Origin of the sequence: Amycolatopsis sp. MJM2582 (genome assembly GCF_000754115.1) — a bacterium.
In the GTDB taxonomy this organism is placed as follows: Bacteria; Actinomycetota; Actinomycetes; order Mycobacteriales; family Pseudonocardiaceae; genus Amycolatopsis; species Amycolatopsis japonica.
The window spans coordinates 402,750-418,087 of record NZ_JPLW01000006.1 but is presented as its reverse complement, the minus strand read 5'-3'; the positions used below and the strand labels follow the sequence as shown (position 1 = coordinate 418,087).

At 72.1% G+C, this 15,338-nt stretch carries 1 protein-coding gene; it reads right to left on the bottom strand.

All coding sequences use genetic code 11. The features are described 5' to 3' along the window. Window positions 1-16: 16 nt before the first annotated feature. Window positions 17-15,319, bottom strand: coding sequence for a type I polyketide synthase (locus ED92_RS32940; protein ID WP_052121014.1), 15,303 nt, complete (start codon window positions 15,317-15,319; stop codon window positions 17-19). Window positions 15,320-15,338: the final 19 nt, after the last annotated feature.

Below are 15,338 nucleotides of genomic sequence, written 5' to 3'. Positions count from 1 at the left end.
CATTTCCGCCCCCAAGTCAGGAGATCCCGAGTTCCTTGCCGATGAATTCGAACATTTCGTCGTCCGAGGCGTCTTCGAGCCGATCCGCCACGGATTCGGTGCCCTCGCCCGGATCGCAGGCCGCGAGCAGGGCGCGCAGCCGGTCCTTGACCTTGCCGCGGATCGCGTCGTCCGGGCTTCCCCCGGCGAACGCGGCCTCCAGCCGGTCGAGTTCCGCGAGCACCCCCAGCGGCGGTGGCGCGTCGTCCACGACGATCTCCGCGCCGACCAGTTCCGCCACCGCGGCGGTGGTCGGATGGTCGAAGACCAGCGTGGCCGGCAGCCGGAGACCGGTGGCCTCGTTGACCCGGTTGCGCAGTTCGACCGCGGCGAGCGAGTCGAACCCGAGTTCGGTGAACGCCTTGTCCGGGTCGACCTGCTCGGGACCGGCGTGCCCGAGCACACCGGCGACGTGCGTGGCGACGAGGTTCAGCAGTGCCGCGGCACGTTCCTCCCCGGTCATCCCGGCCAGCTCCGCCTTGAGCGCGTCCCCGGTCGGCGAACCGGCGGTCTCGGCGCGTTTGCCGGTACCGCGGATCAGGCCGCGCAGCAGCGGCGGGACGTCGGTGCCGAGGCCCGCCCGCACCGCGGCGAGGTCCAGCCGCATCGGCAACAGCACCGGTTCGGTCGCCGTCACCGCGAGGTCGAACAGCGCCAGTCCCTCCTCTGTGGACAGTGCGCCCGCGCCGGAGGCCGTCATCCGTTCCAGATCGCGTCCGGACATGCCGCCCGCCATCCCGTCGCCGGCCCAGAGTCCCCAGGCGAGCGAGGTCGCCGGCAGCCCGTGCGCACGGCGATACCGGGCGAGCGCGTCGAGGAACGCGTTGGCCGCCGCGTAGTTCGCCTGCCCCGGATTGCCGAAGGTGCCCGCCGCGGAGGAGAACAGCACGAACTCGTCGACGTCTCCCACCAGTTCGTGCAGGTTCACCGCGGCGTCGATCTTCGGCCGCAGGACGGCGTCGAGCCGTTCCGGGGTGAGACCGTCGAGGACGACGTCGTCGAGGACACCGGCGGCGTGCACGACCCCGGTCACCGGATGCTCGGCCAGAAGACGTCGCAGCGCTTCACGATCGGCCGCATCGCAAGCGACCACGGCGACCTCGGCGCCCAGACCCCGCAGTTCGTCGGCCAGTTCGCCCGCGCCCGGCGCGTCCGGGCCGCGGCGGCCGGCGAGCACCAGCCGGGTCTTCCCGTGCGCGGTGACCAGATGCCGGGCCAGTGCCGCGCCGAGCGCGCCGGTGCCGCCGGTGATCAGCACGGCCCCATCGGTCCGCGCCTCGCCTTCGACCGGCGTCACGGCCGGTTTGACCAGCCGCGGTGCCTTCACCGTTCCCTCGCGCAACTCCAGCTGCGGTTCGCCGGAGGCGAGGGCGGGCAACAGCACGCGATACGACGCGTCCTGTTCGTCGAGGTCGACCAGCACGAACCGGCCGGGGTGCTCGGACTGCGCCGAGCGGACCAGGCCCCAGATCACCGCCTGCGCCGGTTCGTCGACGGCGCCACCGGTGACCAGCACCAGCCGGGAACCGGCGAACCGGTCCTCGGCCAGCCACGTACGGACCAGCTCCAGCGCCCGCTGTGCGGCGGTGTGCGCGGCGGCGGCCAGCCCTTGGCGGTGGTCCGGCGCGCAGGACACGAAGACCAGCTCGGGCACCCGATCGATCACCTCGGCCAGATTCGCGTGGACCTGCCCGCGATAGCCGGCGGCGGTGAGCGCGGCGTCGAGTTTGTAGTCGTCGACACCGACGACCGCCCAGCTCGCGGCCACGGCGGCGGTGGGGTCGAGCGGAACCGGCGCCCACTCCAGACCGAACAGCGACTCGTGGCTGCCCTGCCGCCCGCCGAGTTGCTCCAGCGAGACCGGGCGCAGCGTCAAAGCGTCCACTGTGGCCACCAGCCTGCCGGTCTCGTCCGCCGCGGCCAGGGAGACCGCGTTCTCCCCCGCCGGCGACAGCCGGACCCGCAGGGCACGCGCACCGGAGGCGTGGAGCCGGACGCCGGACCAGGCGAACGGCAGCCGCACGCGGCCCGCCGCCACGTCGGCCTCCTGCTCACCCCCTTCGGCGAAGCCCAGGGCGTGCAAGGCGGCGTCGAGCAACGCCGGATGCAGGCCGAAGCCTTCGGTCGTGGTGTCCTCGGGGAGGTCGACCTCGGCCCAGATGTCCTCCCCTCGCCTGCGGGCGGAGCGAAGTCCCTGGAAGACCGGGCCGTACTCGAGCCCGGCGGCGGCCAATCCGTCGTAGAGGCCGTCGGTTTCGACGGTCTCGGCATCGGCGGCCGCCCAGGCCGACAGATCGAACGGCGCACCCGCAGCCAGAGGCGACACGGTCCCGGTGGCGTGGCGGACCCAGTCGCCGTCGTCGGGGCGGGAGTAGACGTCCAGCGCGCGCCTGCCGGTCTCGTCCGGCGCGGCGGCGACGATCCGCAGCGCCGTGCCACCGTGGTCCGGCAGCACCAGCGGTGCTTCCAGGGTCAGTTCGTCGACGGCCGCGCAGCCGGTCAGCTCCCCGGCCCGCAACGCGAGCTCGACGAACGCCGTACCCGGCAGGAGCGTCGTCCCGGCGACGACGTGGTCGGCCAGCCACGGCTGCTCCTGCACCGACAGCCTGCCGGTGAACAGCACCGCGTCGCTGTCCGGCGCCTCGATCGCCGCGCCGAGCAGCGGATGCCCGGCGGGCGACTGCCCCAGCCCGGTGACGTCACCCACCGCGGGCGCGACGGGCCGCAGCCAGAACCGCTCGCGCTGGAAGGCGTAGGTGGGCAGATCGATCTTCCGGCCGGGGAGCGCCTTCGCCCAGTCGACCCGGACGCCGTCGACGTGCAACCGCGCGAGCGCGGTGACGAACGACTCGACGTCGGACCGGCCGTCACGCAGTGACGGCACGAACAGCGGAGCGTCCACTGTGGACTCGTTCGTGACGCAGTGCTCACCGAGAGCGGTCAGCGGCGCGTCCGGGCCGAGCTCCAGATAGCGCCGGACGCCGTGGGCCTCCAGGGTCCGGATCGCGTCGCGGAACCGGACCGCTTCCCGCACATGCCGGACCCAGTACTCGCTCGATCGCGCCTGGTCGCCGGTCAGCGGCTCACCGGTCAGCGTGGACACCAGCGGGATCCGCGGTTCGGCGGCGTGGACGCCGTCGAGTACGGCGCGGAATTCGCCGAGCATCCCGTCCATGAGCGGCGAGTGGAACGCGTGGCTCACGGTGAGCCGCTTGGTCTTGCGGCCGCGTTCGGCGAACCCGGCGGCCAGCGCGGTCACGGCGGCCTCTTCGCCGGACACGACGACCGACACCGGACCGTTGATCGCGGCGATCGACACGGTCTCGTCGTCGATCAGCGGCCGGACCTCCTCTTCGGTGGCCTGGACGGCGATCATCGCGCCGCCCGCGGGCAGCGCCTGCATGAGCCTGCCGCGCGCGGCGACCACGGTGCAGGCGTCCTCCAGCGTCCAGACCCCGGCGACGTGGGCCGCCGCCAGTTCCCCGATCGAATGCCCGGCCAGGAAGTCCGGCCGGACGCCGCGGCTTTCGACGAGCCGGAACAGCGCGACCTCGACGGCGAACATCGCGCACTGGGTGTATTCGGTGCGGTCGACCAGGTCCCCGGCGAGCGCCTCGCGCAGCGGACGGTCCAGCAGAGCGTCGAAACAGTCGCAGATCTCGTCGAAGGCTTGCGCGAAGACGGGGAACGCGGCCGACAGTTCGTCGGCCATCCCGGCACGCTGGCTGCCCTGACCGGTGAAGAGGAACGCGAGTTTCCCGCCCGGTTTCGCGACGCCGGTGACGAAGCCGCCTGGTTCTCCCCCGGCCAGCGCGGCGAGCGCGTCGAGCAGTCCGTCGCGGTCGCCCGCGGTGACCACCGCCCGGTGCTCGAAAAGTCCCCGTGTGGCAAGCGTTTGCGCGACGTCGGCGAGCTCGGGCGCGGATCCGGTCAGCAACCGGGCACGCAACCTGGCGGCCTGCCCGCGCAGAGCGTCCGGCGTCTTGGCGGACAACGGGAAGGCGAGTACATCCGGCTGGTCGGCCGGTGCCATGTCCCCGGCGCCGTCCGCTTCCAGGACGACATGCGAGTTGGTCCCGCTGATCCCGAACGACGACACCCCGGCGCGCCGCGGACGACCGGTGTCCGGCCACTCCCGCGATTCGGTGAGCAGGGAGACGGCGCCTTCCGTCCAGTCCACATGGGACGACGGCTCGTCTACGTGCAGCGTCTTGGGCAGCACGCCGTGCCGCATCGCCTCGACCATCTTGATCACGCTCGCCACCCCGGCTGCAGCCTGGGTGTGACCGAGATTGGACTTCACCGAACCCAGCCAGAGCGGCTCTTCGCGATCCTGCCCGTACGTGGCGAGCAGGGCTTGCGCCTCGATCGGGTCGCCGAGAGTGGTCCCGGTTCCGTGCGCCTCGACGGCGTCCACATCGGACGGTTGCAATCCGGCCTGTGCCAGAGCCTGACGGATCACTCGTTGCTGCGACGGTCCGTTCGGCGCGGTGAGCCCGTTCGACGCGCCGTCCTGGTTCACCGCCGTGCCACGCAGGACAGCCAGCACCTGGTGGCCGTTGCGGCGGGCGTCCGAAAGGCGCTCCAGCAGCAGCATGCCGACGCCCTCGCCCCACGCCGTGCCGTCCGCGGTCTCGGAGAACGCCTTGATCCGGCCGTCCGGCGCCATCCCGCGCTGACGGCTGAACTCGATGAAAGTGTCCGGAGTGGACATCACCGCGACACCACCGGCCAGCGCCAGGCCGCATTCGCCCTGCCGCAGCGCCTGCGCCGCGAGATGCATCGCGACCAGTGAGGACGAACACGCCGTGTCGATGCTGACCGCCGGGCCTTCCAGCCCGAAGGCGTAGGCGAGGCGTCCCGAGATCACGCTGCCCGAGTTCCCGGTGCCGAGGTAGCCCTCCAGATCGGCCGGGATCTCGGTGAGCCGCGAAACGTAGTCGTGGTACATCGCCCCGGCGAAGACGCCGGTCGCGGAACCACGCAGGGTGGCCGGGTCGATCCCGGCCCGTTCGAAGGCCTCCCAGGACGTCTCCAGCAGCAAGCGCTGCTGCGGGTCCATCGCCAGCGCCTCACGCGGCGAGATCCCGAAGAACCCTGGGTCGAAGTCCCCGGCGTCGTGCAGGAATCCGCCGTAGCGAGTGCAAGAGGTGCCGGGCCTGCTTGCCTCGGGGTCGTACAGACCTTCGACGTCCCAGCCCCGGTCCGCCGGGAACGGGGTGATGCCGTCGCGGCCTTCGCTGACCAGCCGCCAGAGGTCTTCCGGTGAGCGGACACCGCCGGGGAACCGGCAGGCCATGCCGACGATGGCGATCGGTTCGTCCACCGGCGCCGTGGTGACGACGGCGGCCGCGACCGTGGTGCCGGACAGTTCCTCCTGCAGCCGGGCGACGACCGCGTCGGAGTTCGGGTGGTCGAACACGAGGGTGGCGGGCAGGCGCAGACCGGTCGCGGAGTTCAGCCGGTTCCGCAGGTCCACCGACGTGAGCGAATCGAAGCCGAGTTCGGTGAACGCCCGGTCCGACGGCACGTCCTCCGGGCCGGAGTAGCCCAGCACCGCGGCGACCTGTGTCCGCACGAGTTCGAGCAGACGTGCGTCACGGTCCTCTTCGGACAGTCCCGCGAGCTGACGTTTCCACGCCGACGCGCCGGCGGAGCGCCGCGCGGGAGCCTTGATCAGACCGCGCAGCAGGGACGGCACGTCGGAGCCGAGTTCGGCGCGGAGCGCGGCAAGGTCGAGCTTCATCGGCAGGACGACGCCGTCACCAGCGGTGTCGAACAGGCGCAGCCCTTCTTCGGTGGTGAGCCCGGAACCGGTCAGCCTGGCGACGGCGGCAGAGGCGTCCATCCCGTCGTCGGTGTCCCACAGGCCCCAGGCCAGGGACCGGGCCGGGAGCCCGTTGGCCAGCCGGTGCTGTGCCAGGGCGTCCAGGAAGGCGTTCGCCGCGGCGTAGTTCGCCTGTCCGGCGTTGCCGAACGTGCCCGCCGCCGAGGAGAACAGCACGAACTCGTCGACGTCGCCCGCCAGTTCGTGCAGGTTCAGCGCCGCGTCGGCCTTGGGCCGCAGGACGGCGTCGAACCGTTCGAGGGTCAGGCTGTCGATCAGACCGTCGTCTAGGACGCCGGCCGCGTGCACCACCGCGGTGAGCGGATGCTCGGGGTCGATCCCGGCCAGCAGCTCCGCGAGGGCTTCGCGGTCGGCTACGTCGCAGGACTCCAGGACCGCGGAGGCGCCGAGCCCGGTCAGTTCCGCCAACAGGTCGGTGGCACCGGAGGCGGCCGCGCCGCTGCGGCTGACCAGCAGAAGGTGCCGCACCCCGTGTGCGGAGACCAGATGACGGGCCAGCGATCGGCCCAGCGCGCCGGTGGCCCCGGTGAGCAGGACGGTCCCTTCCGGGTCGAAATGCGGTGCCGTACCGGAGGGCACGCTCTTCACCAGACGCGGCGCCCACAGCTTCCCGTCGCGGACGGCGAGCTGCGTCTCGCCGGTGGCGACGGCCCCGGCCAGGTCTGCCGTGTCGGTGTCGGTGTCGATGAGCACGAACCGGCCCGGATGCTCGGACTGCGCCGACCGCACCAGCCCCCAGACGGCGGCGCGGGCGAGATCACGCGTGTCCTCCCCCGCCACCGATACGGCTCCGCTGGTCAGCACGACCAGGGTGGTGTCGGCGTTGTCTTCGTCGGCGAGCCAGGATTGGAGCGCCGCAAGCGTTTGCGCGGTCGCGTCGTGCACGTTCGCCACACTGTCCACTTCGGACCGGACAACCATGACGGGTGCGGCCTCCGCGGCACGGAGGCGGACCGGGACCCACTCCACCCGGAACAGCGAGTCGCCGCCACCCCCGAACGCGGCGGGGTCGACCTGGCGGACGGTCAGCCCGGCGACGGTCGCCACCGGCGCGCCTGATCCATCCGCGATCGTCAGGGAGAGCGTGTCGCCGGTCCCGGTGAGCCGGACTCGCAGGCTCGTGGCGCCGAGGCCGGTAAGCGAGACTCCCGACCACAGGAAGGGCAGCCGTGCCCCGCCTGCGGTGCTCAGCGCGCCGAGTCCGGCTGTGTGCAGGGCCGCGTCCAGCAGGGCCGGGTGCAGGCCGAAGCGCGCGGCGTCGCCGTGGTGGCGTTCGTCGAGGTCGATCTCGGCGTACACCGTGGTGCCGTCGAGCCAGGCCGCGCGGACGCCTTGGAAGACCGGGCCGTAGTTCAGGCCCGCGTCGGCGAGCGCGTCGTAGAGCCCGTCGACGTCGGTCTCCTCCGCGGCGGGCGGCCACGAGGTGAGGTCGGCGGGCGTGGCGCCGGTGTCCTCGGTCAGTGTTCCGACCGCGTGGCGGATCCAGGGCTCGTCGTCGGCACGGGAGTGCACGCTGACCGCGCAAGCGCCGGTGTCGTCCGGTTCGCGGACCCACACGCGCAGTTCGACACCGTCGCGCTCCGGCAGGACCAGCGGGCTCTCCAGGGTGAGTTCGTCGAGGACGACGGCGCCGCGCCGTCGTCCGGCGGCGAGCGCCAGATCGACGAACGCGGTACCGGGCAGGAGCACGGTCTCCCCGACGGCGTGGTCGGCGAGCCAGGGCTGGGCCGCGAGCGACAGCCTGCCGGTGAAGACGGTCCCGCCGGAGTCCGGCAGGGTCACCGCGCCACCGAGCAGCGGGTGCCCCGCGTCGGCCAGTCCCGCCGCGGTCAGATCGCCCGCAGCGACGCCCGCGTCGAGCCAGAACTCCGTGCGCTGGAAGGCATACGTGGGCAGATCCACCCGCCGGGCCCCGGCGGACAACGGGCTCCAGTCGACGTCGGCACCGTGGACGTGCAGACCGGCGACCGCCGTCAGCAGGGTCGTGCCCTCGGGCTTGTCGCGCCGCAGGGCGGGGACGACGACCGCGTCCTCCAGGCTGTCCTGCGCCATCGCGGTGAGCACGCCGTCCGGCCCGATCTCGAGGAACCGCGTGACGCCCTCGGCCTCCAGGAACTTGACCGAATCGTGGAACCGCACCGCGTCGCGCACATGCCGGACCCAATAGTCCGAAGTGGACACCTCCGCCAAACCACCGGAGACGATCGGGATCCGCGGTGCCGCGAACGACAAGCCGTCGACGACCTCGCGGAACTCGTCCAGCATCGGTTCCATCAACGGCGAATGGAACGCGTGACTCACGGTAAGTCGCTTGTGCTTGCGGCCCTCGAACTGAGAGATCACAGCGGCGACGGCGTCCTCGTCACCCGAGACGACCACCGACTCCGGGCCGTTGATAGCGGCGATCGACACCCGCTCCGTCAGCAGCGGGGTCACCTCCGCTTCGGTCGCCCTCAGCGCCACCATCGCGCCGCCCGTGGGCAGCGCCTGCATCAACCGGCCGCGCGCCGACACCAGCGTCACCGCATCGTCGAGGGACAGCACACCCGCCACGTGAGCGGCCGCGATCTCACCGACCGAATGCCCGGCCAGGAAGTCCGGCCGGACACCCCAGCTTTCCACCAGCCGGAACAGCGCCACCTCGAGGGCGAACAACGCACACTGTGTATTGGCGGTCTGGTTCAGCTCCTCAGCCGACAAGTCCCTGAGCGGCTGCTCGAAGCGGGAACACACCTCGTCATAAACCTCGGCGAACACCGGGAAACGCTCAGCCAGCTCAACGCCCATCCCGAGCCGCTGACTGCCTTGACCGGTGAACAGGAACGCCGTCCGTCCGGTGTGCCGGGCGATTCCCCGCACGATCCCCTCGGTGGTCTCGCCGTGCGCGAGCGCGTCGAGCGCGGCGAGGAGACCGTCGCGGTCGCCGGCCACGAGCGCCGCCCGATGCTCCAAGTCCGCCCGCGCCGTGAGCGCGAGTGCGACGTCCGCCGCGGTCACCTCGGGAGTGGCCAGCAGGTGGCCGTGGAGGCGGGCCGCCTGCGCTCGCAACGCTTCCTCGGTCTTGCCGGACAGCGGCCACGGCGGGACATCCGGGTTTCCGGACGGCTGGGGATCCGGCTCGACGGCCTCGATGATGGTGTGCGCGTTGGTCCCGCTGATCCCGAACGACGACACCCCGGCCCGACGCGGACGACCGGTGTCCGGCCACTCCCGCGACTCCGTCACCAGGGACACCGCGCCATCGGTCCAGTCCACATGAGACGAGGGCTCGTCGACGTGCAGCGTCTTGGGCAGGACGCCGTGCCGCATCGCCTCGACCATCTTGATCACGCCCGCCACCCCGGCGGCGGCCTGGGTGTGACCGAGGTTCGACTTCACCGACCCAAGCCACAACGGCTCTTCACGATCCTGCCCGTACGTGGCCAGCAGAGCCTGCGCCTCGATCGGATCACCAAGAGTCGTTCCCGTGCCGTGCGCCTCGACAGCGTCCACATCGGACGGTTGCAACCCCGCCTGCGCCAAAGCCTGACGGATCACCCGCTGCTGCGACGGCCCGTTCGGCGCTGTGAGCCCGTTCGACGCGCCGTCCTGGTTCACCGCCGAGCCGCGAACCACGGCCAGCACCCGGTGACCGTTGCGGCGGGCGTCCGAAAGGCGCTCCAGCAGGAGCATGCCGACGCCCTCGCCCCAGCCGGTGCCGTCCGCGGCCTCGGCGAAGGATTTGCACCGGCCGTCGACGGCCATCCCACGCTGGCGGCTGAACTCGACGAAGGTGTTCGGCGTCGCCATCACGGTCACACCGCCCGCGAGAGCGAGCGAACATTCGCCCTGCCGCAACGCCTGTCCGGCGAGGTGCATGGCGACCAGCGACGACGAGCAGGCCGTGTCGATGCTGACCGCGGGGCCTTCCAGCCCGAAGGTGTAGGCCAGCCTTCCCGAGATCACACTGCCCGAGTTCCCCGTGCCGAGGTAGCCTTCGACGTCTTCCGGCACGGAGTTCAGCCGCGCCGCGTAGTCGTGGTACATCACCCCGGCGAAGACACCGGTCTTGCTGCCCCGCACCGCGTGCGGATCGATCCCGGCGCGCTCGAAGACCTCCCACGACGTCTCCAGCAGCAACCGCTGTTGCGGATCCATCGCCAGCGCCTCCCGCGGCGAGATCCCGAAGAACGCCGCGTCGAATTCGCCCGCGTCGTGCAGGAATCCGCCCTCGCGGGCGTAGCTCTTGCCCACCTTGCCGGGGTCCGCGTCGTAGACGTCTTCCCAGCCCCGGTTGACCGGGAACTCCGAAACGCCGTCCCGGCCGGCGGCCACCAGGTCCCACAGCTCTTCCGGGGAGGTGACACCGCCCGGGTAGCGGCAGGCCATGCCGATGATCGCGATCGGCTCGTCGACCGGACCGGTGCGCACCGGCACGTCCGGCGCCTCGGCGAGCCCACCCCCGGCGAGCCCCTCCAGCAGGTGTTCGGCGAGCACGAGCGGGGTCGGGTAGTCGAAGACGAGGGTCGCGGCCAGTCGCAGGCCGGTGACCTCGGTCAGCCGGTTGCGCAGTTCGACCGCCGCCAGCGAGTCGAAACCGAGCTCCTGGAACGGTTTCCCGGCGTCGATCGCCTCCGAACCGAGGTGGCCCAGCACGATGGCGACGTGCGTCCGCACGATCTCCAGCAGTTCCCGGCTCCGTTCGGCCGGGGTGAGCGCGGCCAGCCGGTCGGCGAGCGCACCCGCCGAACCGGTGACGGCGGCGCGGCGGGCGGGCCGGATCAGGCCGCGGAACAACGGCGGCACGTCACCGCCGAGCCGCGCGCGCAACGCGGGCAGATCGAGCCGGATCGGGACGAGCGCGGCGTCGTCGAGCGCCGTCGCGGCGTCGAAGAGCGCCATCCCGTCCTCTGTGGACAGTGCGGGGAAGCCGGGGCGGGCGGTGAGCGCGTCGCCCATTCCGGCGGCCCACATCCCCCAGGCCAGCGCCGTGCCGGGCTGTCCGTTCGCGTGGCGATGCCGGGCGAGGGCGTCGAGGAAGGCGTTCGCGGCGGCGTAGTTCGCCTGCCCTTCGTTGCCGAACACCCCGGCGGCGGAGGAGAACAGGACGAGTTCGGTGTCGCCGAGCAGTTCGTGCAGATGCACGGCGGCGTCCACTTTGGACCTCAGGACGGCGGTGAGGCGCTCCGGGGACAGGTCAACGAGAAGTCCGTCGTCCAGGACACCCGCCGCGTGCACGGCGAGGGTGATCGGCTGATCGGCCAGCAGGGCGGCGAGCGCGTCCCGGTCGGCGGCGTCGCAGGCTTCGATCCGGACGTCGGCGCCGAGCGCGGTCAGCTCGCGGGTGAGGGTGTCCGCGCCGGGCGCCGCCGCACCGCGACGGCTGGTGAGCAGCAGCCGCCGGACACCACGCGACCGGACGAGGTGCCGGGCGAGATCCGCGCCGAGCGCGCCGGTGCCACCGGTGACGAGCACCGTCCCGTCGATGTCGCCGGGCTCGGCGGAGGAACGCGGGGCGCGGACGAGCCGGGCACCGGACAGGACGCCCTCGCGGAGCAGGAGTTCGGGTTCGCCGGTGGCGACGGCGGCCGCGACGAGTTCGGGCGTCGGCTCGGTGTCGCTGTCGAGGAGGACGAACCGGTCCGGGAACTCTTCCTGCGCGGTGCGGACGAGACCCCAGACGGTGGCCTGCGCCGGATGCGGCACGGCGTCCCCGACAGCGCCGCTGGTCAGGAAGACGAGTTTCGGCCCGCCGTCGTCGGCGCGCACCAGTTCGAGCGCGCGGAGCGCGGCCGCGTGGGCGTCGCCGAGCAGGTCGCCGGTGTACCCGGTGAACGAGGCGACGACGTGCTCCGCGGCGGCCTCGGCGGGGATGGTGAGCGGCTGCCAGTCCACCCGGAACAACGCGTCGCGCACCGGGTTTCGCGAGGTGAGGGCGCCGGACGGGACCGCGCGGACGAGGAGGCCGCCGGCGGTGAACACCGGCCGTCCCTCCGGATCCACGACGGCGAGTGCGATCGTGTCCGGTCCAGCCGGGGTCAGGCGCACGCGGATCGTCGTCGCCCCGAAAGCCCTCAGGCTCACGCCGGACCACGAGAACGGGAGCCGCGCCTCGGTGGCGTCCAGCGCGCCGAGGCCGGCGGCGTGCAGGGCCGAGTCGAGCAGGGCCGGATGGATCCCGAACCGGGCCGCGTCGGGCTTCTCGGCGTCGGCGAGCTCGATTTCGGCGTAGACGGCCGATTCGTGGGTCCAGGCGGCACGGACGCACTGGAAGGCGGGCCCGTAGTCGAGGCCGACCTCGGCGAGCGCGCCGTAGAGCCCGTCGATCGCGACCGGTTCGGCGCCTTCGGGCGGCCAAACGGCGAGGCTGAAGTCGGTGTCGGGGAAGCCGGGGGCGAGGACACCGGTCGCGTGGCACGACCATTCGGCGTCGGCGGCCTCAGGACGCGAGTGGACGCCGACCGTGCGCCTGCCGGTCTCGTCCGGCGCGCCGACGACCAGTTGCAGGCTGAGCGCGTCGTGTTCGGGCAGGACGAGCGGTTCCCGCAGGGTCAGTTCCTCCACGACCCCGCAGTCGACCTTGTCCCCGGCGTGCAGCACGAGGTCGACGAAGGCGGTACCCGGCAGCAGGACATGCCCCGCGACCACGTGCCCGGCCAGCCACGGCTGCGCCGCGAGGGAAAGCCGCCCGGTGAGCAGGACGCCGTGCGCGTCGGCCATCGTGACGACGGCGCCGAGCAGCGGGTGATCGGTGGCGCCGAGGCCAAGGCTCGCCGCGTCGCCCTCGGCGTTCAGCGGGCCGTCCAGCCAGAAACGACGGTGCTGGAAGGCGTAGGTGGGCAGGTCGACGCGGCGGCCCCCGGCGAGCAGCGGCGTCCAGTCGACGGATGCCCCGTGGACGTGCAGCGTGGAGACCGCGGCGAGCAGGGTGACGTCCTCCGCCCGGTTGCGGCGCGTGGCCGCGACGACGACCGCGTCCTCGGTGCTCTCCTGGGCCATCGCGGTGAGGACGGCGTCCGGGCCGATCTCCAGGAACCGCGTGACCCCCTCGGCCTCCAGGAACTTGACCGAATCGTGGAACCGCACCGCGTCACGGACATGCCGGATCCAATAGTCCGAAGTGGACACTTCGGCCAAACTGCCGGAGACGATCGGAATCCTCGGCGCCGCATACGACAGGCTCTCCGCGACCGCGCGGAAGTCGTCGAGCATCGGATCCATCAACGGCGAATGGAACGCGTGACTCACGGCGAGTCGCTTGTGTTTGCGGCCGTCGAAGCGGGACACCACAGCGGTCACGGCGTCTTCGTCGCCGGAGAGGACCACCGACTCCGGGCCGTTGATCGCGGCCAGCGACACCCGGTCCGTCAACAGGGGGACGACCTCGGCCTCGGTCGCCTGCAAGGCCACCATGGCGCCACCGGTGGGCAACGCCTGCATCAACCGGCCGCGTGCCGACACCAGTTTCACAGCGTCATCGAGGCTGAACACGCCGGCGACATGAGCGGCCGCGATCTCGCCGATCGAGTGGCCCGCCAGGAAATCGGGTTCGACACCCCAGCTCTCCACCAGCCGGAACAGCGCCACCTCGAAGGCGAACAACGCGCACTGCGTGTTCGCCGTCTGGTTCAGTTCCTCGGTGGACAGTTCCTTGATCGGCCGCTCGAACCGGGCACAGACGTCGTCGTAGGCCTCGGCGAACACCGGGAACCGCTCGGCCAGCTCCCGGCCCATCCCGCGGCGCTGGCTGCCCTGGCCGGTGAACAGGAACGCCGTCCGGCCGTCGGCGGCGACGCCGTGGGCGACCCCGGCGGTGGTGGCGCCGGCGGCGAGGATGTCCAGCCCCGCGAGCAGCTGATCCCGGTCGGCCGCGACGATCGCGCCCCGGTGCTCGTGCAGGACGCGGGTGGTGGCGAGCGAAGCGGCGACATCGGCGACGCTCAGCTCCGGCCGGGCGAGGACGTGCGAGCGCAACCGCACGACCTGATCGCGCAGCGCGTCCGCGGTCTTGCCGGACAGGACCGCGGGCACGGCGCCGATGGGCGGCACACCCGCGACTTCTTCGCTCTCGGGGGCTTGCTCGATGATGGTGTGCGCGTTGGTGCCGCTGACGCCGAACGAGGACACGCCCGCGCGGCGCGGCTGCCCGGTCTCCGGCCACTCGCGCGCTTCGGCGAGCAGTTCGACGGCACCGGCCGACCAGTCCACTTTGGACGTCGGATCCTCCGCGTGCAGGGTGCGCGGGAGGATCCCGTGCCGGATCGCCTGCACCATCTTGATCACGCCGCCGACCCCGGCGGCGGACTGGGAGTGCCCGATGTTCGACTTCAGCGAGCCCAGCCACAACGGCCGGTCCGCGGACTTCTCCCGGCCGTAGGTGGCGAGCAGCGCCTGCGCCTCGATCGGGTCGCCCAGGGTGGTCCCGGTGCCGTGACCCTCCACGACGTCGACCTGCCCGGCCGAAAGGCGCGCGTTCTCCAGCGCCTGCCGGATGACCCGCTGTTGTGACGGGCCGTTCGGCACGCTGAGCCCGCTGCTCGCCCCGTCCTGGTTGACCGCGCTGCCACTGACGACCGCGAGCACCTCGTGGCCGAGCCGCCGCGCGTCGGAGAGCTTCTCCACCAGGAGCATCCCGACACCTTCGGCCCACGACGTGCCGTCCGCTCCGTCCGAATAGGACTTGCAGCGGCCGTCCGCGGCGAGCCCGCGCTGACGACTGAAGTCGACGAAGGTGTCCGGTGTGGACATCACCGCGACACCACCGGCGAGCGCCATCGTGCATTCACCCTGCCGCAGCGCCTGCGCGGCCAGATGCAGCGCGACGAGCGAGGACGAGCAAGCGGTGTCGATCGTCACCGCCGGGCCCTCAAGCCCGAAAGTGTAGGCGACGCGCCCGGAAACGACGCTGCCCGAGTTCCCGGTGCCGAGGTAGCCCTCGAGTTCCTCCGGGATGGCGGCGAGCCGGGAGACGTAGTCGTGGTACATCACCCCGGCGAACACCCCGGTCCGGCTGCCCCGCAGCGAGCCGGGGTCGATACCCGCGCGTTCGAAGGTCTCCCAGGAGATCTCCAGCAGCAACCGCTGCTGAGGGTCCATGGCGAGCGCTTCCCTCGGCGAGATCCCGAAGAAGGCCGGGTCGAATTCGCCCGCCCCGTCGAGGAAACCGCCCTCGCGGCAGTACGAGGTGCCGGGCTTCTCCCCCGTCGGGTCGTACAGCGCGGACAGGTCCCAGCCGCGGTCGGCGGGGAACCCGGAGATCCCGTCGCGACCCTCGGCGACCAGCTCCCACAGATCCTCCGGCGACCGCACGCCCCCGGGGAACCGGCAGGCCATCCCGATGATGGCGATCGGCTCGTGGCCGCGGTCCTCGGCCTCCTTCAGCCGTCGCCGGGTCTCCCGCAGGTCGGCGGTCGCGCGCTTGAGGTAGTCGAGGTACTTGTCTTCGTTCGCCACGGAAGGGTCTCCCAGGTCA